The organism is Jeotgalibacillus sp. ET6 (assembly GCF_029667115.1).
In the GTDB taxonomy this organism is placed as follows: Bacteria; Bacillota; Bacilli; order Bacillales; family Jeotgalibacillaceae; genus Jeotgalibacillus.
Window position 1 is genome coordinate 230,314 of record NZ_JARUIU010000001.1, and the last position, 22,539, is coordinate 252,852.

Consider the following 22,539-nt stretch of genomic DNA (forward strand, 5'->3'; position numbering starts at 1 on the left):
TACCGACCATTTAAATGAGAGGTGATGCACCAATGTCTTTACGATCGAATCGCGTCGGTGAACAAATGAAAAAAGAACTCGGCGATATTATTGGCCGAAAAATGAAGGATCCCAGAATTGGTTTCGTTACGGTAACAGATGTTGAGGTCACAGGTGATCTTCAGCAGGCAACAGTTTATATAACTGTACTTGGAGATGAAGAGCAGCGTGAAAACACCTTAAGAGGACTTGCGAAAGCAAAAGGGTTTATACGGTCTGAAATCGGGCAGCGTATCCGTTTGCGTAAAACCCCTGAGCTCCTGTTTGAATTTGACGAGTCCATTGATACAGGAAACCGTATCGAATCATTGATCCGTGATTTAAAAGAAAGAGAACAATAATAAGAAGCAGCAGACTATCCTTTAAAGGAGAGGCGTTTTATTCGCTTCAACATGGTCTGCTGCTCTTTTTGTATTTCATACTAGGTTTGTATGACGATGAAAGGAATGGAACTATGGACGGTATACTGGCAATTTGGAAAGAGTCTGGAATGACTTCACATGATTGTGTGTTTAAAGTGAGAAAAATTCTCCGTATGAAAAAGGTCGGTCATACAGGAACCCTTGATCCTGAAGTAGATGGAGTCCTTCCGATATGTTTAGGGAGAGCAACGAAGATTGCTGAATATATAACGGATTCAGGTAAATCCTATCGTGCTCAAGTCGTTCTCGGTTTATCGACGACAACGGAAGATGCACAGGGGGAAGCGGTAGAAACCAAAACGGTAGAAGATGAAATAAGCGAAGAAACACTAGAAGAGGTACTCAGTCAGCTCACAGGAGAAGTTCGGCAAACCCCTCCTATGTACTCAGCAGTGAAGGTAAATGGGAAGCGGCTATATGAATATGCAAGAAAGGGAATTGAAGTGGAGAGACCCTCTAGAATCGTCAGCATTTATGATATTAGACTTGATAAAAATTCCCTGACTCATCAAAACGGAAGATTCACCTTTACTATAGATATTGATTGCGGGAAAGGAACTTATATTCGGACACTTGCTGTCATGATTGGAGAATTACTCGGCTACCCTGCTCATATGTCAGCATTGACACGCACCAGGTCCGCATCGTTTGCACCGGATGATTGTGTTACCCTATCTCAATTAGAACAGCTTGCTTCTGATCCTGTTTCAATGAAAGCAGTATTGCACCCGCTGGAGACAGGTCTTTGTCAATTGAAGAAATACTTTATTAGTGATAAAGTTGCAAGTAGAGTTAAAAATGGATCTGTACTGCCAACACCGCCTGACTGGAGCGGATCACAGGATGAACCGGTCGTATTATATGCTGAAGATAAGGCAGTCGCTATTTATCATCTTCATCCATCCAAAGAAGGACTTATTAAACCTGTAAAAGTGCTTTGGATCGATTGAGAAAGGAATCGACAATGGAAGTAATTACTCTGCATCATCCCCATTCGATAAAAAAAGAGGATCTCCCGGGACTTTCTCTTGCTCTCGGCTTTTTTGACGGTGTGCATTTAGGTCACCAGAAAGTCATTCAAACAGCGATAGATTACGCGAAGAAGAACGGGCTGAAAAGCGGCGTTATGACGTTTGATCCTCACCCGTCAGTAGTTCTGAGTACAGAAAAAAAAGAAATTGACTACTTAACTTCTCTGGACAGAAAGATTGCTCTCTTTAAACAAATGGGGCTTGACTACGCATTTATCGTCCGCTTCACATCAAACTTTGCAAACCTTGAGCCTCAGCAGTTTGTTGACAGGTACCTGATTGACCTTAATGTAACCCATGTAACGGCAGGATTTGATTATACATATGGCAAATTCGGAAGAGGAACGATGGAAACTCTGCCTTTTCATTCCCGTCAGACATTCACCTCCACTACAGTAGGTGAAATGAAAGACCGCGAAGAAAAAGTCAGTTCAACACGCATCCGCAAAACCCTGCATGAAGGAAAAGTAGATGAAGCCAGGCAGCTGCTGGGCTATTTTTACACTGTAGAAGGCGTTGTGGTTCACGGGGATAAAAGAGGAAGAAAAATCGGTTTTCCTACTGCCAATATCCAAGTCAGTCATCAGGGGCTCATTCCGGCAACAGGTGTCTATGCAGTACGCCTTTTTGTTCATGATGAATGGTTTGAAGGTGTATGCAATGTTGGGTATAAGCCTACATTTAATGATCCCGACCACAAAGCACTTTCGGTTGAAGTTCATTTATTTAACTATAATGAAAGCATCTACGGTGAAAAAGTTATGGTTGAATGGCATGTAAGAATAAGAAGTGAGCGGAAATTCAACGGGATTGAAGAGCTTGTTTTTCAAATTGAAAAAGATAAACAGGATGCCGTTGCCTATTTTAAATCCCCTTAACGCGAAACTTGCAGGTACATGTCTTTTATGGTATATTTAACAGGCATGAACATGAACCGTTGCTTGGCAACTCGATCACTCCAACGATTGCTCGGTAATTGGGGATTAAACTATTTTACAGGAGGCTATAAAAATGGCTATTACACAAGAACGCAAGAATGAATTGATTCAAGAGTACCGTACACATGAAGGAGATACAGGTTCAGCTGATGTTCAAATCGCGATCCTGACTGAAGAAATCAACAACCTAAATGAACATCTTCGTACTCACAAAAAAGACCACCACTCACGTCGTGGACTGTTGAAAATGGTAGGACGCCGTCGTAATCTTTTAACTTATTTGCGTACTAACGAGGTTTCTCGTTACCGTGAACTAATTAACAAGCTTGGACTGCGCCGATAAGAATGAATGCAGAAAAGCGGGACTTGTCCCGCTTTTTTATTAGCAAAAAAAATGGTATTTAAAATCTTGAATAAGATCATATGATCATTTAAATTCTACATAGTGGTAATGCTGTTGTTCGCTTCTGCATGCCGGAAGTATTGAACATGAAGGCTTTTATAAGGCAAGTTTCTATGTGATAAAAGAAAGGGGTTAAATAATGGAACAAGAAAAACAAGTATTCTCCATGGACTGGGCCGGCCGTCAGCTGACAGTTGAAGTTGGGCAATTGGCAAAACAGGCAAGTGGAGCAGCACTTATAAGATATGGCGATACGGTCGTTTTAAGTACAGCAACAGGATCAAAAGAACCTAAACCATTAGACTTCTTTCCTTTAACAGTAAATTATGAAGAGCGGATGTATTCCGTGGGTAAAATTCCGGGAGGTTTTATTAAACGGGAAGGCCGTCCAAGTGAACGTGCTGTTCTTACAAGCCGTTTAATTGACCGTCCGATCCGCCCGCTTTTCCCGGATGGCTTCCGCAATGATGTTCAAATTATGAGCATGGTCATGAGTGTAGAGCAGAATTGTTCTTCGGAAATGGCTGCCATGTTTGGATCATCACTGGCTTTATGTGTTTCAGATATTCCTTTTGGCGGACCGATTGCAGGTGTAATGGTTGGGTTAATTGATGATGAGTTTATCATCAATCCAACGATCGAACAGCAAAACGAAAGCTTAATGGAGCTTATTGTTGCAGGAACAAAAGATGCGATTAATATGGTAGAAGCTGGAGCCTATGAAATTCCAGAAGAAACGATGCTTGAAGCGATTATGTTCGGCCACGAAGAAATTAAGCGTCTGATTAAGTTCCAGGAAGAAATTGTAGCAGCGGCTGGAAAAGAAAAACGGGAAATCGTTTTAGCAAGCCTTGATGAAGAAGTTGTTTCACGTGTAGAACAGGAAGCAGCAAGTAAAATGGCTGAAGCCGTTCAAACGCAGGAAAAACAGGCTCGCGATGAAGCCATCTCAGCAGTTAAAAACGAAATTCTTGCTCTTTATGAGGAAGAAGAAGCGGACGAAGCTGTAATCAAAGAAGTGAAAAAAGCTTTGGATAAGATGGTAAAAGAAGAAGTGCGCCGTCAGATTACACAGGATAAAATCCGGCCGGACGGAAGAAATCCGGAACAGATACGTGCCCTGTCTTCAGAAGTAGGCGTTTTGCCTAGAACACATGGTTCCGGATTATTTACACGAGGCCAGACGCAGGCTCTGAGCATTGCGACTCTGGGAGCTCTTGGAGATGTTCAGATTATAGACGGCTTGGGAATAGAAGAATCCAAGCGTTTTATGCATCATTATAATTTCCCATTATTCAGCGTGGGTGAAACCGGACCAATCAGAGGACCAGGACGCCGGGAAATTGGTCACGGTGCACTGGGCGAGCGCGCACTCGAAAAAGTTCTGCCGGACGAAAAAGATTTCCCTTATACTATCCGTCTTGTATCCGAAGTGCTTGAGTCAAATGGATCTACTTCACAAGCGAGTATTTGTGCAAGTACGCTTGCCATGATGGATGCCGGTGTTCCTTTAAAAGCACCAGTAGCAGGTATTGCGATGGGACTCGTTAAATCAGGTGAAGACTACACCATCCTGACAGATATTCAGGGAATGGAAGATCATCTTGGAGATATGGACTTCAAAGTTGCAGGAACAGCAAAAGGTGTAACTGCCCTTCAAATGGATATTAAAATCGACGGACTGACCCGTGAGATTTTGGAGGAAGCCCTTTTGCAGGCAAAAGAAGGAAGACTTCATATTTTAGAATCGATGGTTGCGACCATCAAGGAACCGAGATCTGAGCTTTCTGACTACGCTCCTAAAATTATTCAGCTTACGATTAATCCGGATAAAATCCGTGATGTCATAGGACCTAGCGGCAAGCATATTAACAAAATAATTGAAGAGACCGGCGTTAAAATTGATATTGAACAAGACGGAACCGTCTTTATTTCTTCTACTGATTCATCGAAAAACGCGAAAGCGAAAGAAATTATCGAGAATATGGTACGGGAAGCTGTAGTTGGTCAAGTTTATCTTGGAAAAGTAAAGCGGATTGAAAAATTCGGTGCGTTCGTTGAAATTTTCAGCGGAAAAGATGGACTTGTGCATATTTCTGAACTGCAGGAAGCACGTACAAACAAAGTTGAAGATGTGATTTCACTCGGCGATCAATTAGAAGTTAAAGTAACTGAAATCGATAACCAGGGCCGTGTAAACCTATCCCACAAAGCGGTTATCAAGGAAAAGCGTGAAAAAGAAGAAAAAGCGAAAGAAAGTAATTAAATACTCTTTATAACCGATTAAGGGATGAACCTTTAATCGGTTTTTTTACCATAAATCCGATAAAATTGCTGATTATAATACAAAAACAATGAAATTCCAATCCAAACATAGTAATATGGAAGGTAGGTTTTTTAACGTCGCCGCTCTATTAAAGCGGCACCGTATTTTACAATAGGAGATGTTTTTATGATTACTCGCCATACGTGCCCAAACGGCCTGCGCATTGTGCTGGAACAAATTCCTACTGTACGCTCAGTTGCAGTTGGAGTCTGGATAGGAGCCGGGTCCCGATATGAAAATGAAGAGAACAATGGAATCTCTCATTTCTTAGAGCATATGCTTTTTAAAGGAACGAAAGAACGGACTGCCAGGCAAATTGCTGAGGCATTTGATAGTATAGGTGGACAAGTCAATGCGTTTACGTCCAAGGAGTATACATGCTATTACGCTAAAGTCATGGATAACCACGCATCACATGCATTAAACGTTTTAGGAGATATGTTCTTTAATTCTGCTTTTGACGAAACAGAGCTTGAAAAAGAAAAAAATGTAGTGCTTGAAGAAATTAAGATGTATGAAGATACTCCTGATGACATTGTTCACGATTTATTAGGGGAAGCGGTGTATCAAAAACATCCTTTAGGCTATCCGATTCTGGGTACGGAGAATACAATCCGGTCGTTTGACAGAGAAAAGCTGAACCAGTACGTAGATAAGATGTATTCTCCAGATCAGGTAGTTGTTTCTGTTGCAGGAAACGTGGACGAATCTTTCATTAAAGAAGTTGAAGATTTGTTTGGCAACTATAAGAACGTTTCTTCAGGAAAAGAAGACCTTGAAGTTCCTGTTTTTTACGATCAGCAATTAATGAAGAAAAAGGATACAGAGCAGGCTCATCTATGCTTTGGTTTTAACGGGCTGCCGCTTGGACACAAAGACAGCTACAGTCTTATCGTGATGAATAATGTTCTTGGCGGAAGCATGTCTTCGCGGTTGTTTCAGGAAGTAAGAGAAGAGCGGGGTCTGGCTTATTCCGTTTTTTCCTACCATTCTGCTCATAAAGACAGCGGAATGCTGACGGTTTATGCAGGAACCGGAGCGGAGCAGCTGGATTCACTTTACGAAACGATTCAGTCTGCTTTAGCCACTTTTAAAGATAAAGGAATGACCCCAAAGGAATTGCTTTATGCTAAAGAGCAGCTTAAAGGTAATTTAATGCTTGGACTTGAAAGTACGAATGCAAGAATGAGCAGAAACGGTAAAAATGAATTAATGCTCGGCTATCACCGAACAATGGATGAAGTCATTGAACGGATTGACGGAGTAACATTAGATTCTGTTAAAACCATTGCAGAAAAAGTTTTAACTGATAACTTTGCAGTGTCGCTTGTTTCACCTAATGAAATCAAGCCTAAATCCTTTGCATGATGTAAAATTTAATAAGTCAAATAATGACCCTGAGATGATTGCTCATCTTAGGGTTTTTTTTTCATACAATGACGATAAAGGAGTGTGGAAAAAATGAAACTAAGCGAACTTAGCGGCAAGGAAATCATTCATATTCAGCGGGCCGAGAGAATGGGCATTCTAGGGGAAACAGATGTGGAATTTAATCCTGTGACAGGTGCGGTTGAAGCTGTAGTTGTACCTGTTGGAAGATGGACAGCATTTTCTAAATCACCTAAAGAACTGGCGATTCCGTGGAAGTACATTAAAACTATTGGTGAAGAAATGATTTTGATTGATCAGGAGGAAACAGATGGGTCGTCACAGTCGAAAGGAGTGTTACATACAATAGAACAGAAAGAAGAACAGTGAAATGAGTGAGCTGGATGACAAATACGTCAAGCTTATATGGCTGCAATATAGCTATTGTTGGTGGAGATGCAAGACAAAAGGAGATCGCTCACCATTGTCAGTTGTGTGGGGCGAACCTGTATGTAGTCGGCTTTGATCAACTGGCATTAACAGAACCCGGATTTACCAAAATGGATAGTCATGAATTACCGTATGAAGAGCTGGATGCCATTGTTTTTCCCGTAAGTGGTGTGGGAGAAGAAGGTGCTGTCCGCTCTTCGTTTTCAAGTAAACCCGTTACCTTAGACATTGAATGTTTTAAAAGGCTGAAAACTTCATGCCTGCTGTTTTCAGGCATTCCCACAGTTTGGCTTGAGCAGCTTGAAAAGCCGGTTGTTTACTTAATGGACGAAGACCAGATTGCCATTTTAAATTCCATCCCAACTGCAGAAGGAGTTCTATGGCTGCTTCTACAGCACACCGATCACACCATCCATGGTTCAACCATTCTTGTGACAGGATTTGGGCGGATTGGCATGACCATAGCGAGTCGTTTAAAATCGCTTGGCGCTTCTGTTCTTGGAGGAACGACCAGCAGTTCTGAAAAAGCAAGAATGAGTGAAATGAGTATTGAGCCCGTTGATTTGGATATGATTCACAGCAGAATGGGCACACTCGATGCATGGATCAATACCATACCGTCAGATACTGTATTTTCCGAGGATGTTTTAAATCAGGTTTCCCATCACTGCCTCGTCATAGAATTAGCATCAGGACCAAAAGCAATCAGTTCCAAAACAGCAGAATCACTGGGCTTGCGATATATCGATGCGCCAAGTCTACCAGGAATTATCGCACCAAAAACAGCAGGTCTCATTCTGGCTTCCTCTATTATTGAACGGATAAGTTCCAAATAAAAGTCTTACATTAGGAGGACAATCATGACCTTTAAAGGAAAAAGAATTGGATTTGGTTTAACTGGTTCGCATTGTACGTATCATGAGGTTTTCCCCCAAATAGAGAAGCTTGTGGCACTGGGTGCTGAAGTTCAGCCTGTGGTAAGTATGACCATGCAGCAGACAAATACCCGATTTGGTGAAGGGGAAGAATGGATTAAAAGAATTGAAGAAGTGACCCAGTGTAAAAGCATCCGGACTATTGTAGATGCAGAGCCTATGGGACCCAAAATTCCGGTAGACTGCATGGTGATTGCCCCTTTAACAGGAAATTCACTGAGCAAGCTTGCAAATGCATTAACAGATTCTCCGGTTTTGATGGCTGCAAAAGCTACATTGCGTAATGGAAAGCCTGTTGTTATAGGGATATCAACAAATGATGGTTTAGGGCTAAACGGGGTTAATATTATGAAATTGATGGCAACGAAAAATATTTATTTTGTGCCCTACGGCCAGGACGATCCGGTTAATAAACCTAATTCATTAGTTGCTCATATGGAGGATATATCTGAAACTATTTTAGCTGCTATAGAGGGAAAACAGATGCAGCCGGTGTTAAAAGTGAGATCTGCCGAATAAAAGAGATTGAGAATATTAGACAGAAAGTGATACAATGTATTCTACGAAATTACACATTTACGCTTTATCTGTCTAATGCGTCAATGGATGTAAGCAGGAGGGATTCAACGTGAAAGTACAGGGATATCATGTAGCAGTCGTCGGAGCAACAGGAGCAGTTGGCACACAGATGCTGGCTATTTTAGAGCAGCGCCAATTTCCAATAGAAAAATTAACATTACTATCCTCTGCCAGGTCAGCAGGTCAGTCACTTACATTCAAAGGTGAGGAAATTATAATACAGGAAGCAGCTCCCGAAAAATTCAGCGGAGTGGATATCGCATTGTTTTCTGCAGGAGGAAGCGTATCTAAAGATCTTGCGCCTGCTGCAGTAAAACATGGTGCTATTGTTATCGACAATACCAGTGCATTTCGAATGGAAGAAGGAGTGCCGCTTGTTGTACCTGAAGTAAATGAAGCCGATCTTGCTCAGCATAAAGGGATTATAGCTAATCCTAATTGTTCAACAATCCAGATGGTCGCTGCTTTAGAACCGATTCGGCAGGCCCTGGGTTTGAAAAAGGTTGTCGTTTCCACTTACCAGGCGGTTTCAGGAGCTGGAATTAATGCAATTGATGAAATGAAGGAACAATCACGAACCATTTTAGACGGCGGTGAACCAGAAGCCAGAATCCTCCCTGTTAAAGGAGCAGACCGTCATTATCCGATAGCATTTAATGCAGTTCCCCAAATAGATAACTTTGAGGAGAACGGCTTTACATTTGAGGAAATGAAAATGATTAATGAAACAAAAAAAATCATGCATATGCCTAGTCTTAAAGTTTCTGCTACATGTGTGCGTCTGCCGGTTGAAACAGGACACTCTGAATCAGTTTACATTGAAGTTGATGAAAGCGGCAAAACGGCAGCGGATATTCAGCAGCTTTTAAAGCAGGCGCCAGGCATAGTCCTTCAGGATTCTCCTGATGAACAGCTCTACCCAATGCCAAGTACGGCAGCAGGCAAGCTCGAAGTGTTTGTAGGGCGCGTGCGGAAAGATCTGGATGAAGATAACGGCTTTCATATGTGGATCGTATCAGATAATTTACTTAAAGGCGCAGCGTGGAATTCCGTACAAATTGCTGAAAGCTTAGTTAAGCTAAAACTCGTTTAACCTAAAATCTCCTCACGCTGCAGGAAAGCGAGGAGTTCTGCATTGAATATTGTCGTTCAGAAATTTGGAGGAAGTTCATTAACTTCCAAAGGGTTAAGAGCAGCAGCTGTAAGTCATGTTGAAAAAGCCGTCGAAAAGGGTCTCAAATCAATTGTAGTCGTCTCGGCGCAAGGCCGTATGGGAGATCCCTATTCAACTGACACGCTGCTTTCGCTAATCTCTGAGAATAAGAAGATACTAATTCCTCCAGAGCAGCAATCATTGCTTTTATCATGCGGTGAGGTTATATCTGCTGCTGTATTTTCGCATGATTTGGCCTCTAAAGGAATCCCGTCGCAAATCATGACAGGCAGAGAAGCTCAAATTATTACCGACAATAATTACAGGCATGCTACAATAAATAAAGTAAGCGGAGATCCTTTTTATCATGCATTTAAAGACGTCGATGTGGTGGTTGTCACAGGATTTCAGGGCATTACCCAAAACGGCCGTATTTCCACACTTGGAAGAGGCGGAAGCGACACCACGGCTTCAGCTCTTGCATGCAGTGTGAAAGCAGATGCAGTTTATATTTATACGGATGTTGAAGGAGTGATGAGCGGAGATCCTACAGTTGTGGATGATCCTTCCACTCTTCAGTATATTTCCTATGACGAAGCCAGTCATATCGCTTATCAGGGAGCAAAAGTCATCCATCCAAATGCAGTGGAATGGGCAAAACGCTACAAAATTCCAATGTGGGTAGGTCCGCTTATAGGGGAAAACGGCACATGGGTTGGAAAACAATCCGTTCACCATATGAGCCGGGATATACAATCTATATCCGCCATAAAAAACTTAGCTCAAATCAGGGTCTCTGCATTCGACTACGATCGGATCTTTCAGCTCGTTGCACAACAGGAGATCAGTGTGGATTTAATCTCCATCCACCCCCATGAAGTCCGGTTTACCATTGAATCTCAGAATGTTCAATATGTTCAAGCGCTTCTGGAGAACGAGGGATTTCATCCTGAGGTGATTGATCACGTAGCTAAAATTGCGTTAATTGGTGAAGGGATGAAAGGAAAACCCGGCATCACTTCTACAATCGTCACAACGCTTGCAAAAGAAAAAATCAGAATCCTTCAAACGGCAGACAGTCACATGACATTCTGGGTACTAGTTGACGAAAAATACGCAGATCATGCCCAAAAAAAATTACATGAGCAGTTTATATTTAATACAAACTCAAAACCAGCACGTACTAAAAGCTTACAGGAGTGAAAAAAATGGATTTCGGTCGTGTTTCCACCGCAATGGTTACCCCTTTTGGAAAGGATGGAACTATTGATTTTGAACGAACAGCTGCATTAATCAACTACCTTATAGAAAACGGCTCTGAATCATTGGTCGTTGGAGGAACAACGGGGGAGTCACCTACTTTATCAAATGATGAAAAAATCAGTTTATTTGAATACACCGCCGCTATAGCAGATGGAAGAGTTCCGGTTATTGCCGGAACCGGCAGCAATAATACACAAGGTTCGATTGATCTGTCGATAAAAGCGGTGCGGGCAGGAGCAGATGCGATTATGCTTGTAGCGCCTTATTACAGCAAGCCAAGCCAGGAAGGACTTTATCAGCACTTTGCAGCTGTTGCAAACGCTGTAGACGTTCCTGTTATGATTTATAATATTCCAGGAAGATCAGCTGTGAATATCCTGCCTGAGACAATCGTTCGATTATCTAAAATCGAGAATATCACATCGGTAAAAGAAGCGAGCGGTGATATCGATCAAATGACAGAAATTTTATCAAAAACTGAAAAAGACTTTCTCGTATACAGCGGGGATGACGGGTTAACTCTTCCGCTTCTTGCTGTCGGAGGGCACGGGGTAGTTTCAGTCGCTTCTCATATTGCAGGAAATGAAATGCAAAAAATGGTAAAGGCGTTTACTGAAGGCCGTTTGCAGGAAGCAGCCATTCTTCATCAGCAGCTTCTTCCGCTGATACGATCTCTTTTTGCCCAGCCCAACCCTGCACCGGTTAAAGTGGCTTTAGAGGATAAAGGTATATCCTGCGGAGGCTTAAGGCTTCCTTTAGTTCCTCTTTCTTCAAGCGAAAAAGAACAATTGAGAACTGCGGTAGAAAAATTTCATAATCAAGTAAATTTATTAAAATAATCCAACTCATCTGAGGGTGGTCAAATCCCCTCAGATGTTTTTCTTTATACATAGCAGGAGATTAAAAAGACAGCGGAACGTAAACACTGACAAATAACGTGTACAGTTTGGTAAGGATCGAGTATAATGAACACAACTGTTGAAAGAACGGGAAAAAGAGATTTAGGAGGAAATGGGATTGTCTAAAGTAATAAATGAAAAGATAAGAATTATTCCACTGGGTGGAGTAGGCGAAATCGGTAAAAATATGTATGTAATTGAAGTAGATGATGACCTGTTCATTATAGATTCAGGACTGATGTTCCCTGAAGAAGAGATGTACGGCATTGATATCGTGATTCCGGATTTTAATTATCTTGAATCCAACAAAGAAAGAGTAAAAGCGATCTTTCTAACGCACGGGCATGACGATGCGATCGGTTCTCTGCCCTACCTGCTTGAAAAAGTAAAGGCGCCGGTATATGGATCAAAACTCACTGTTGCACTTGCAAAAGCAGGGCTCAATGAATATGGATTTAAAGAAAGAGTCAAGTTTTTTGTTGTGCATGAAAAAAGTAATATGAAGTTTGACACGGTAAATGTTACTTTCTTTCAAACTACACACAGTATCCCTGATTCCCTGGGAATTGCCATTCATACATCTGAAGGAGCAATCGTTCACACAGGTGAATTTAAATTTGATCAGTCTGCAAAAGGCGGATATGCTTCAAATATTGGGAAAATGGCTAAGCTTGGTGAAAAGGGAGTGTTTGCTCTTTTATCCGACAGTACAGAAGCTGAAAGACCGGGACATACGATTTCTGAATCAGTCGTGGAAAATCATGTTTCGTCCAGCTTTAACAAAGCAAAAGGAAGAATTATTGTTACATGTTATGCGTCTAACCTGATTCGTATTCAGCAGGTTTTTGATGTTGCCAAAAAAGCCGGAAGAAAAGTGGCTGTGATTGGCGAAGCAGTTGAAAAAGTAGTAAACGTAGCTTCCCGTCTCGAGTTCCTGACATATGATGATGAAACCCGAATTGAACCAAACCAGATTAACGAGTATCAGGATGATGAAATTGTTATCATTCTTTCAGGCACCCATGATGAGCCGTTTAAAGTCATGCAAAGCATGGCGAATCAGACACATGAAGTGGTAAACATACAGGAAGGCGATACTGTCTTAATTACATTTACACCTTCTCCAGGCATGGAAGTCTTTTTGTATCGTTCTGTTAATGAATTGGCACGAGCGGGCGCCAATGTTTTAACAGCAAGCAAAAATGTACATGTTTCCGGGCATGGCAGCCAGGAAGATTTGAAAATGATGATTAATTTAATGAAACCAAGATATTTTGTGCCGATTCAGGGTGAATACAGACATTTGATTACGCATGCAAGAATTGCTGAGGAAACAAGCGTCCCAAGATCGAACATTTTTATTGCTGACAAGGGTGATATTGTAGAATACACTGGCGGCAAAATGAAAATGAGCGGCAGGGTCCAAACTGGCAATGTGCTGATTGACGGCAAAGGAGTCGGCGATGTAGGCAATATTGTACTTCGTGACCGCAGATTGCTGTCACAAGACGGGGTTTTGCTTGTAGTAGTCACACTCAACAGGAAAACCAAATCCATTGCTGCAGGTCCTGAGGTAATCTCCCGAGGATTTGTTTATGTGCGAGAATCTGAAAAACTAATGGATGAATCTACTTCGCTCGTGCGAAACATCGTTGAGAAAAATGTTGAGAACCGCACCTTTGACTGGTCTAGCATCAAGCAGGAAATCCGCGATTCATTAAATCATCTTTTGTATACGAAAACAAAAAGAAGACCAATGATTCTTCCGATTATCATGGAAGTTTAATACGTGAAGACAGACGTAAACATCTTCAAAGACCAAGAAAAGCAGGCAGGCATCATTGTCTGCTTTCTTTTTCAATTTATAGACAGCAGGTGATAATATGGCGGCCACAAAGCCGAAACCGTCCACTAAGCAAAAACGGACATCTTCTAAAGGGCAGAAAAACAAAAAGAAAACGACCCCTCTGGCCTATGAATTGATGGGGGTCGGGTTGATTGCGCTCTCATTAATTACTATTTTTCAACTTGGACCTGTAGGCAGATTGCTAACTGCTGCATCTACTTATCTACTGGGTAATTTTCAGCTTCTGCTGCCGGTTTCCATAATAGCTTTTTCTTTTTATTTAATGATTTATCGTACAGTGCCGGATTTGACGCACAGAATTACTACCGGGATCTTACTGGTGCTCGCGAGCATTTTTCTTTTTGCCCATGTACTGTTTTTTGATCAGCTCGCTGAGGAGGGGTTATTGCAGTCCTTCAGTGCGTTTAAAGAAACACATGAGGAATTGATTAAAAGCGAAACGACCAATGTCGGTGCAGGAATGACAGGGGCTCTGCTTTATGCAGTTTTCCATTATCTGTTTGCATCCACAGGAGCAAAAATTGCGGCAATAGCTATTTTAATCGCAGGCCTTATTATGATGTCAAACCGATCGCTCGGGGCTGTTATTAAATCGGCTGGCGGGTTCCTTTTCAACTGGGGCAAAGAAATGTGGCAGTCGATTCAAACGGATCTTACTGAAAAAAGAAACCAGAAGAAGGAACAAAAAAAGGCGGAACAAATTGCCAGGAGAAGCGGGAAAACACCTGAAAAAAGAAAAGAGGATCCCCTTGAAACAGATCATGAGGAACAAGTTATTCTTCCTAGAGATGAAGATTCATTTGAACCTTTAATTTCAAGCTTTTCTGAAAAAGTTGCACTGCCTGAACAAACCAAGAATCAGCAAGTCAAAGCTGAACCGGAGCCTGAACAAACAGATGAGGAAATTGATATTGAAAAATTAGCCACCGCCGCAGCAGGCGTTGCTGAAATTGAAAATAAAGATTATATTCTTCCAAGTATGGACTTGCTTTCCGTCCCGCCTCATGCAGATCAAAGCAATGAGTACAAAGCTATTCAGCGGAACGCCTCCAAGCTTGAAAAAACGTTTCAGAGCTTTGGTGTAAGGGCTAAGGTTACACAGGTTCACCTTGGACCGGCAGTAACTAAATATGAGGTTCATCCTGATGTAGGTGTGAAGGTAAGTAAAATTGTTAACTTAAATGATGATTTGGCTCTTGCTTTAGCAGCAAAAGATATACGTATAGAGGCGCCGATTCCCGGGAAGTCAGCCATAGGGATTGAAGTACCGAATTCTGAAGTGGCAATGGTTTCTTTACGTGAAGTATTAGAAGCACAGGGAAAAGATCGTGATGCTGCAAAACTGTTGATTGGACTCGGAAGGGATATTACCGGGGAGGCTGTAGTGGCTGAACTCAATAAAATGCCTCATCTTCTTGTAGCAGGTGCGACAGGAAGCGGAAAAAGTGTTTGCATTAATGGGATCATCATTTCTATTTTAATGAGAACCAAACCACATGAAGTAAAACTGATGATGATTGATCCGAAAATGGTAGAGCTCAATGTATACAATGGAGTTCCGCATTTACTCGCACCTGTTGTAACAGATCCTAAAAAAGCTTCTCAGGCTTTGAAAAAAGTCGTTAGTGAGATGGAAAGAAGATATGATTTATTTTCTCATACTGGAACGAGAAATATAGAAGGATACAACGAACATGTGCGAAAGTTTAATGACAACAATGAAGAAAAGCAGCCACAGCTGCCTTATATTGTTGTTATTGTAGATGAGCTTGCAGATTTGATGATGGTTGCATCAAATGACGTGGAAGATGCAATCACAAGACTGGCACAGATGGCACGTGCTGCAGGTATCCATTTGATTATTGCCACGCAGCGGCCTTCTGTAGATGTTATAACAGGCGTCATCAAAGCCAACATCCCATCAAGAATTGCATTTGCCGTTTCTTCTCAAATTGATTCTCGAACAATATTAGATTCCGGTGGTGCTGAAAAACTGCTTGGTCGTGGTGACATGCTCTTTATGCCGATTGGTGCAAATAAGCCTGTACGCGTTCAGGGAGCTTTCTTGAGTGATCAGGAGGTTGAGGATGTTGTGAATTTTGTCATTGAACAGCAAAAAGCACAGTACCAGGATGAGATGATTCCGGATGATGTTCCTGAAACTGCAGTAAACGACGTAGAAGATGAGTTGTTTGATGAAGCAGTAGCGCTCATTGTAGACATGCAGACAGCTTCCGTTTCCATGCTTCAAAGAAGGTTTCGCGTCGGCTACACTAGAGCAGCAAGACTGATAGATGCCATGGAACAGCGTGGAATCGTTGGTCCATATGAAGGCAGTAAGCCCCGGACCGTTCTGGTTTCAAAACATACTGAAGACAGCAGTCAGGTATAACATACTCATTATTAGCTATTAGCTATTAGCTATTAGGTATGAAAAAGAATAGAAAATGAATTTAAACAGCCTTTTAATTAATCATATACGTTAATAAAATAGTTCAGTTTAGCAAAGGTAGATCACATATTAAAACAGATCATGATCAAACACAACTTGTATGGTGCAGAATAAGGCAGATTAGTATTATTAGTATGAGGTGAGCTGAGCGGAAGGTGGCGACTCCAGCAGGATTAGACGGCAAGCTGAGCCTTTACAGGGCAAGGCCCTGGAAAGGCTCAGCGCCGTCCCTGCGGAAAGCGTCCGCCTGAAGCGCAGTGAACCGGTCAAAGAGCTTAAGACACCTTGTCTTAAGCTTTTTTTTTGAATAATGACATTTGATGTCTGACCTTTAAAGGAGTTATCAACAAATGAGTTATACTATTGGTATCGCTTACTATTTTGAATTATGAATTATATGTAAAGTCAATTCATCATTAAATTTGAATAAAATGGATTTTGAAAGGGCTTAATTGCTTAAAAAATGACATAAATTGATGATTTATTAATATTACTGTAATTAAATCGAAATATTTAACGACAAAAATCTACAAAGCTATTCCTTTTCATTTCGAAAAGTGTTATAGTATTTTCGATTAGTAGGAATGAAATACATCAGATGTCTGATGTCTTAAAAGAGTTTGGTGGTGGTTCCATTTATGACGATTAAAACAGATAATAGGCACCTTTATCTCCAGGTGATCGATCGTCTGAAAAGAGACATCGATAAGGGAGTGTATAAAGAAAAAGAACGTCTTCCTTCTGAATTTGAACTTTCTCGGAAGCTGGGAATCAGCCGTGCGACGTTAAGAGAAGCACTGCGCATCCTGGAAGAAGAGAACCGAATCATACGCCGCCACGGAGTAGGCACATTTGTGAATGCCAAGCCGCTTTTCACTTCCGGTATTGAGCAGTTATACAGTGTGACGGATATGATTAAAATGGCAGGAATGGAACCCGGTACAATTTTCTTAAGCTCGACCAATCAGAGTCCGACAGATGAAGACCGGTCCCGTTTTTTAAAAACGGCTGAAGAAGAGATGACTGTAATCGAACGAGTAAGAACTGCGAATGGTGATCCGGTCGTTTACTGCGTGGATAAAGTGCCGGCAGCTTTAATGCCTTCGTCCTTTACCCACAAAGACGGTTCGATGTTTTCTTTGTTAGAGGAAAACGGAGATCATTTTATTTCGCACGCTGTTACTCACATTGAGCCTGTGGGATATCATGAAAAAATATCTCCAATTCTCGAATGTGAGCCTGAAACAGCACTTCTCGTTTTAAAACAGCTTCACTTTGACGATAAGGATGAACCGATCCTGTATTCTTTAAATTATTTTAGAGCAGACAGGTTCAACTTTCACGTCGTTCGTAAGCGTGTATAATGCATTCAGCATTCCTACTAATACACGAAAAATCATCTAGGGGGTAACGGTAAGTGAAAAAGCGTAAATTTGGTTTGGCACTATCAATGGTTCTAGCAGCAGGTACGGTTCTTGGGGCATGCGGTGCAGATGACAGCGAAGATACTTCAGGCGAATCAAATGCAGGCGGTACAGAGGCAGCAGGCGATTTTACAGTGTCAATGGTAACGGATACTGGCGGAGTTGATGACAAATCATTTAACCAGTCAGCCTGGGAAGGTTTGCAGGCATTTGGTGAAGAAAATGGTCTTGAAGAAGGCACGGACGGATACAATTACTTCCAATCGAATAATGACGCTGATTACGTAACGAATATTAATACTGCTGCCCGTAATGACTTTGATGTCGTTTTTGGAATCGGTTTTCTGCTAACAGAAGCCATCGAACAAGTAGCAGCTCAGCAGTCAGACACAAACTTTGCAATAGTAGATTCAGTAGCTGAAGGCGACAACGTTGCTTCCATTACGTTTAAAGAACATGAAGGATCATTCCTGGTTGGAGTAGCGGCCGGTCTTACAACAGAATCTGATAAAATCGGATTTGTGGGCGGCGTGGAATCTGACCTTATTAATAAATTTGCTGCAGGATTCCAAGCTGGTGTAGAAGCAGTTAATCCTGACGCTGAAGTAGATATCCAGTTCGCTGGAGATTTTAATAATGCTTCACGCGGCCAGCAGATGGCTGCAGCGATGTATGGTGCAGGAGCAGACGTGATTTATCATGCTGCAGGCGGAACTGGAAATGGCGTATTTACAGAAGCGAAAAACCTGAAACAACAGGATCCTGATCGTCAGGTATGGGTAATCGGTGTTGACCGTGACCAGTCCGCAGAAGGAGTACTTACTGCTGATGGTGAAGAACTAAACGTCACGCTAACATCAATGGTAAAACGCGTTGATATTGCCGTGCAGGATATTTCTAAGCGCGCAATGGACGGGGATTTCCCTGGCGGAGAAGTTATTGAATATGGAATAGAAGAAGATGGAATCTCTATTGCTGAAACTCAAGATAACTTATCTCAAGAGATTTTAGATGAAATTGAGAGCTATCAGCAGCAAATTCTTGATGGTGAAATTGAAGTGCCATCTACTCTTCAGTAATGTGAAAATAATATAGGAATGGAAGACCGGTTTTCCGGTCTGAAATTCCTTTTTTTTTCGAATGAAATCTAAAAAAGGTAAAAATTTTAACTGAAAACCGGATGGGATATCTTGTTTTCATTTAGTATTTTTATAGCGTCTTTTGCCTCGGGATGTCAGACATCAATCAACTGACAACTGAGTGTAAAGGTATAAAAAGGAGTGGGTACGGGTGGATTATGTTATTGAAATGCTGAACATCCGCAAAGAGTTCCCGGGAATTGTTGCGAACGATAATATCACGCTTCAATTAAGAAAAGGGGAAATACATGCGTTGCTTGGGGAAAATGGAGCCGGTAAATCTACATTAATGAATGTGCTTTTTGGCCTTTATCAGCCTGAAAAAGGCGAGATCAAAGTGAAAGGTGAAAAAGTTAATATAACAAGCCCGAATATAGCGAATGATTTAGGAATTGGAATGGTGCATCAGCATTTTATGCTAGTTGACACCTTTACAGTTACCGAAAATATCGTGCTTGGTTCTGAACCTAAAAAAGGCCTGACCATAGACATGAAAAAAGCTGAAAAAGAGGTTCAGGAAATTTCTGACCGATATGGTCTGAGTGTTGATCCAAAAGCAAAAATTGCAGACATTTCAGTAGGTATGCAGCAAAGAGCTGAAATATTAAAAACACTCTATCGCGGTGCTGAAATTCTTATATTTGATGAACCGACTGCTGTCTTAACTCCACAGGAAATAAAAGAGTTGATGCAAATTTTTAAAACTCTGATTGCAGAAGGAAAGTCAATTATTTTAATTACCCATAAGCTGAAGGAAATTATTGCAGTTTGTGACAGGGTGACAGTCATCCGTAAGGGAGTTGGCATCGACACATTGGATGTTGAAGGGTCTACGCCGACTCAGCTTGCCAGTTTAATGGTAGGCAGGGAAGTCGTTTTCACTACAGAAAAAACGACAGCGGTGCCAAAAGATGTGGTTCTTGACATTAAAGGGTTGAATGTAAAAGACTTACGAGGAGTTAAAGCAGTTAAAGATCTTGATCTATCTGTTCGGTCCGGTGAGATCGTCGGGATTGCAGGAGTAGATGGAAACGGGCAGTCTGAACTCATTGAAGCGATCACTGGTTTAAGAAAAATTGCTTCAGGTTCCATCAAATTAAACGGCAAAGAACTATCATCACTTAAAACAAGAAAAATCACTGAAGCAGGAGTAGGTCATATTCCTCAGGATAGACATAAACATGGTCTGGTGCTTGATTTTCCAATTGGAGATAACATGGTTCTGCAGACGTACTACCAGCAGCCTTACTCTAAAATGAGTATGCTCAATAATAAAGAGATTAATAAACAGGCAAAAAAACTGATTAAGGAATTTGATGTTAGAACTCCTTCTGAATACACTCAGGCGAGAGCTTTATCTGGGGGCAACCAGCAAAAAGCAATTATCGGCCGCGAAATAGACCGAAATCCGGACCTGCTGATTGCAGCCCAGCCGACTAGAGGACTGGATGTGGGCGCAATTGAATTTATTCACCAACGCCTAATTGACCAGAGGGACAAAGGAAAAGCCGTCCTATTATTATCATTTGAACTCGAAGAAATTATGAATGTAAGTGATAAAATTGCTGTCATTTATGAAGGGAATATTATTGCAACCGTCGATCCAAAAGAAACATCTGAGCAGGAACTTGGCTTATTGATGGCGGGCTCTAAGAAAAAGGAAGCAGGTGAGAACAAGGATGTTTAGTCGTGCCCAAACAATTTTAATTCCGGTCATTTCAGTGGCGCTGGGACTGTTAATTGGCGCTGTTGTCATGATAGCATCCGGTTACAATCCGATTGAGGGCTATGCAGCACTTTTAAAAGGCTCATTGGGTGATGCTTTTTACATCGGGGAAACGATCAGGCAAATTACCCCATATATTTTTGCTGGATTAGCAGTAGCCTTTGCTTTCAGAACCGGTTTATTTAATATAGGTGTTGAAGGCCAGCTTCTGGTAGGATGGATTGCTTCTGTGTGGGTAGGATTGGCGTTTGATCTGCCGAAAATTATCCATCTGCCATTGGCGGTAGCTGCTGGAGCAATAGCAGGAGCTTTGTGGGCATTTGTACCGGGTATCCTGAAAGCGCGTCTTCGTGTGCATGAAGTTATTGTTACCATTATGATGAACTACATCGCTCTTCATCTAGTAAACTATCTTGTACGTTACGTTATTTCAGATGAACAGAATACAACAGATCGTGTTCCGGAGTCAGCTTCATTAAAATCACCGTTCTTTGAAGCGCTTACTGAATTTTCTACAATGCATTACGGAATATTCATTGCACTTGCGGGAGCTATTATTTATTTTATCATTTTAGAAAAAACATCCACAGGATTTGAATTACGTTCAGTTGGTTTTAATCAAAATGCTTCAGAATATGCCGGCATGAATGTAAATCGCAATATTGTTCTTTCCATGGTTATTTCCGGGGCTTTTGCAGGCCTGGGTGGAGCAATGGAAGGCCTTGGAACATTCGGGTACGGATTTATTCACGGAGCGTTCTCTGGTGTAGGGTTTGACGGAATTGCAGTAGCGCTTTTAGGAGGCAATATTGCAATTGGAGTTGTACTGGCAGCTGCTTTATTTGGAATTTTAAAACAGGGAGCTCTCATTATGCCGCTTGAATCCGGAGTTCCGACTGAACTTGTAGAGATTGTTATCGCGATTATTATTTTCTTCGTTGCTTCAAGCTATATTATTGCATACTTGCTGCAGCGCTTTAAGAAAGGGGCTCAATAATGGATATCCTCTCAGCTATTGAAATATTGGTAAAATCCATGCTGTTTGCTTCAGCCCCGCTAATATTTACAGCGCTTGGCGGTGTGTTTTCAGAGCGTTCGGGAGTAGTAAACATCGGACTAGAAGGCTTAATGGTCATCGGTGCTTTTTCAGCGGTTGTCTTTAACATCACGTTTGCTTCTGCGTTTGGAGCATCCACACCATGGGTTGCGCTGCTCGTTGCAATGGGAATTGGCGGATTGTTTTCACTGATTCATGCAGTAGCCTCCATCACATTCCGGGCGGATCATGTTGTGAGCGGGGTAGCCATAAACTTTTTAGCATTGGGACTTGGCGTGTATTTAGTAAAAGCCTGGTATGGGGCAGGTCAGACCGACAAAATTCCTGAACCTTTATACTATCAAAAAATCCCTCTGCTTTATGATATTCCAGTCATTGGTCCAATCTTGTTCAATAACTATGTAACGTCGTATTTAGCGATTATTGTGGCTTTTATTGCCTGGTATGTACTATTTAAAACTCCTTTCGGACTGCGGCTGCGCTCTGTTGGGGAGCATCCATTAGCTGCGGATACGATGGGGATAAATGTATATAAAATGCGTTATCTGGCTGTTGTTATATCCGGTGTGTTAGGCGGTTTAGGCGGAGGGGTCTATGCCCAGACGATTACGCAGGACTTCAGCGCATCAACGATTACAGGACAAGGATTTATCGCCCTTGCTGCTGTTATTTTTGGTAAGTGGCATCCGGTAGGTGCTATGGGCGCAGCTCTTTTCTTTGGACTGGCCCAAAGTCTTGCGATCATCGGGTCTAGTTTTCCTCTGCTTGCAGATGTACCTAACTGGATCCTGCTGTCGGCTCCATACGTTCTGACCATTCTTGCGCTGGCAGGTTTTATCGGACGGGCTGACGCACCAAAAGCAATTGGTACTTCTTATATCAAAGGAAAAAGATAACCGCTTGATTTATAAGGTCGTATAAAAAGTAATCTCAAATTTTTTGAAGAGGCGTGACGCACTTGTCCCGCCTCTTTTTTTTGCTTGTATTACTATGCTGACGGATTATATTTCCTCTTTAAATAATTGAATAAACAGATGATTTTTCTGATAATAGAAAAAAATTAAATGT

At 41.6% G+C, this 22,539-nt stretch carries 19 protein-coding genes; all 19 read left to right on the top strand.

The annotated features are described in order from the left end of the window. Positions 1–32 precede the first annotated feature (32 nt). The 19 genes from rbfA (at position 33) to P6709_RS01235 (ending at position 22,367) form a co-directional block, all read left to right on the top strand. Positions 33–380 (top strand): 30S ribosome-binding factor RbfA, encoded by a 348-nt coding sequence (gene rbfA, locus P6709_RS01145; RefSeq protein WP_278239044.1) that lies wholly within the window; start codon positions 33–35, stop codon positions 378–380. Positions 381–493: 113 nt separating this feature from the next. Continuing rightward, a complete protein-coding gene (truB, locus tag P6709_RS01150; protein ID WP_278239045.1) occupies positions 494–1,411 on the top strand; it encodes a tRNA pseudouridine(55) synthase TruB in 918 nt (305 codons plus the stop codon). A gap of 14 nt (positions 1,412–1,425) precedes the next feature. After that, positions 1,426–2,370 (top strand): bifunctional riboflavin kinase/FAD synthetase, encoded by a 945-nt coding sequence (gene ribF, locus P6709_RS01155; RefSeq protein WP_278239046.1) that lies wholly within the window; start codon positions 1,426–1,428, stop codon positions 2,368–2,370. A 133-nt stretch (positions 2,371–2,503) separates the two neighbouring features. Further along, on the top strand, positions 2,504–2,773 hold the full coding sequence (gene rpsO, locus P6709_RS01160; protein ID WP_278239047.1) for a 30S ribosomal protein S15: 270 nt from the start codon (positions 2,504–2,506) through the stop codon (positions 2,771–2,773). 199 nt (positions 2,774–2,972) lie between these two features. Next, positions 2,973–5,099, top strand: a complete 2,127-nt coding sequence (gene pnp, locus P6709_RS01165) for a polyribonucleotide nucleotidyltransferase (RefSeq protein WP_278239048.1) — start codon at positions 2,973–2,975, stop codon at positions 5,097–5,099. 186 nt (positions 5,100–5,285) lie between these two features. Next, entirely contained in the window at positions 5,286–6,527 is a 1,242-nt protein-coding gene (locus P6709_RS01170; RefSeq protein ID WP_278239049.1) for a M16 family metallopeptidase, read from the top strand. Between the two features lie 93 nt (positions 6,528–6,620). Continuing rightward, positions 6,621–6,917 (top strand): YlmC/YmxH family sporulation protein, encoded by a 297-nt coding sequence (locus tag P6709_RS01175; protein ID WP_278239050.1) that lies wholly within the window; start codon positions 6,621–6,623, stop codon positions 6,915–6,917. A 14-nt stretch (positions 6,918–6,931) separates the two neighbouring features. Then, on the top strand, positions 6,932–7,813 hold the full coding sequence (dpsA, locus tag P6709_RS01180; protein WP_278239051.1) for a dipicolinate synthase subunit DpsA: 882 nt from the start codon (positions 6,932–6,934) through the stop codon (positions 7,811–7,813). A gap of 24 nt (positions 7,814–7,837) precedes the next feature. Further along, positions 7,838–8,431, top strand: coding sequence for a dipicolinate synthase subunit B (locus P6709_RS01185; RefSeq protein ID WP_278239052.1), 594 nt, complete (start codon positions 7,838–7,840; stop codon positions 8,429–8,431). Between the two features lie 169 nt (positions 8,432–8,600). Further along, on the top strand, positions 8,601–9,584 hold the full coding sequence (gene asd, locus P6709_RS01190; RefSeq protein WP_442905294.1) for an aspartate-semialdehyde dehydrogenase: 984 nt from the start codon (positions 8,601–8,603) through the stop codon (positions 9,582–9,584). Positions 9,585–9,626: 42 nt separating this feature from the next. Continuing rightward, positions 9,627–10,847 carry an aspartate kinase gene (locus P6709_RS01195; RefSeq protein ID WP_278239054.1) on the top strand — a complete coding sequence of 407 codons (1,221 nt, stop codon included), beginning with the start codon at positions 9,627–9,629 and terminating at the stop codon, positions 10,845–10,847. Between the two features lie 5 nt (positions 10,848–10,852). Then, on the top strand, positions 10,853–11,746 hold the full coding sequence (gene dapA / locus P6709_RS01200) for a 4-hydroxy-tetrahydrodipicolinate synthase (protein ID WP_278239055.1): 894 nt from the start codon (positions 10,853–10,855) through the stop codon (positions 11,744–11,746). Between the two features lie 178 nt (positions 11,747–11,924). Continuing rightward, entirely contained in the window at positions 11,925–13,592 is a 1,668-nt protein-coding gene (locus tag P6709_RS01205; protein ID WP_278239056.1) for a ribonuclease J, read from the top strand. A gap of 97 nt (positions 13,593–13,689) precedes the next feature. Beyond that, positions 13,690–16,065: a DNA translocase FtsK gene (locus tag P6709_RS01210; RefSeq protein WP_278239057.1), complete on the top strand. Its 2,376-nt coding sequence runs from the start codon at positions 13,690–13,692 to the stop codon at positions 16,063–16,065. Positions 16,066–16,763: 698 nt separating this feature from the next. Further along, positions 16,764–17,489, top strand: coding sequence for a GntR family transcriptional regulator (locus tag P6709_RS01215; RefSeq protein ID WP_278239058.1), 726 nt, complete (start codon positions 16,764–16,766; stop codon positions 17,487–17,489). 53 nt (positions 17,490–17,542) lie between these two features. Next, positions 17,543–18,628 carry a BMP family lipoprotein gene (locus P6709_RS01220; RefSeq protein ID WP_278239059.1) on the top strand — a complete coding sequence of 362 codons (1,086 nt, stop codon included), beginning with the start codon at positions 17,543–17,545 and terminating at the stop codon, positions 18,626–18,628. Between the two features lie 211 nt (positions 18,629–18,839). Further along, on the top strand, positions 18,840–20,375 hold the full coding sequence (locus tag P6709_RS01225; RefSeq protein ID WP_278239060.1) for an ABC transporter ATP-binding protein: 1,536 nt from the start codon (positions 18,840–18,842) through the stop codon (positions 20,373–20,375). Continuing rightward, a complete protein-coding gene (locus tag P6709_RS01230; protein ID WP_278239061.1) occupies positions 20,368–21,411 on the top strand; it encodes an ABC transporter permease in 1,044 nt (347 codons plus the stop codon). The genes P6709_RS01225 and P6709_RS01230 overlap by 8 nt, the downstream gene beginning before the upstream one ends. Beyond that, complete coding sequence (locus tag P6709_RS01235; protein ID WP_278239062.1) at positions 21,411–22,367, top strand: ABC transporter permease; 957 nt, start codon at positions 21,411–21,413, stop codon at positions 22,365–22,367. The genes P6709_RS01230 and P6709_RS01235 overlap by 1 nt, the downstream gene beginning before the upstream one ends. The last annotated feature ends 172 nt before the right edge of the window (positions 22,368–22,539 follow it).

Coding starts and splice junctions, on each gene's coding strand:
- P6709_RS01215 (WP_278239058.1), top strand. CDS start 16,764: ATGACGATTAAAACAGATAATAGGCACCTTTATCTCCAGGTGATCGAT.
- pnp (WP_278239048.1), top strand. CDS start 2,973: ATGGAACAAGAAAAACAAGTATTCTCCATGGACTGGGCCGGCCGTCAG.
- asd (WP_442905294.1), top strand. CDS start 8,601: ATGCTGGCTATTTTAGAGCAGCGCCAATTTCCAATAGAAAAATTAACA.
- P6709_RS01230 (WP_278239061.1), top strand. CDS start 20,368: ATGTTTAGTCGTGCCCAAACAATTTTAATTCCGGTCATTTCAGTGGCG.
- dpsA (WP_278239051.1), top strand. CDS start 6,932: ATGACAAATACGTCAAGCTTATATGGCTGCAATATAGCTATTGTTGGT.
- P6709_RS01235 (WP_278239062.1), top strand. CDS start 21,411: ATGGATATCCTCTCAGCTATTGAAATATTGGTAAAATCCATGCTGTTT.
- truB (WP_278239045.1), top strand. CDS start 494: ATGGACGGTATACTGGCAATTTGGAAAGAGTCTGGAATGACTTCACAT.
- P6709_RS01210 (WP_278239057.1), top strand. CDS start 13,690: ATGGCGGCCACAAAGCCGAAACCGTCCACTAAGCAAAAACGGACATCT.
- rbfA (WP_278239044.1), top strand. CDS start 33: ATGTCTTTACGATCGAATCGCGTCGGTGAACAAATGAAAAAAGAACTC.
- P6709_RS01185 (WP_278239052.1), top strand. CDS start 7,838: ATGACCTTTAAAGGAAAAAGAATTGGATTTGGTTTAACTGGTTCGCAT.
- P6709_RS01175 (WP_278239050.1), top strand. CDS start 6,621: ATGAAACTAAGCGAACTTAGCGGCAAGGAAATCATTCATATTCAGCGG.
- P6709_RS01170 (WP_278239049.1), top strand. CDS start 5,286: ATGATTACTCGCCATACGTGCCCAAACGGCCTGCGCATTGTGCTGGAA.
- rpsO (WP_278239047.1), top strand. CDS start 2,504: ATGGCTATTACACAAGAACGCAAGAATGAATTGATTCAAGAGTACCGT.
- ribF (WP_278239046.1), top strand. CDS start 1,426: ATGGAAGTAATTACTCTGCATCATCCCCATTCGATAAAAAAAGAGGAT.
- dapA (WP_278239055.1), top strand. CDS start 10,853: ATGGATTTCGGTCGTGTTTCCACCGCAATGGTTACCCCTTTTGGAAAG.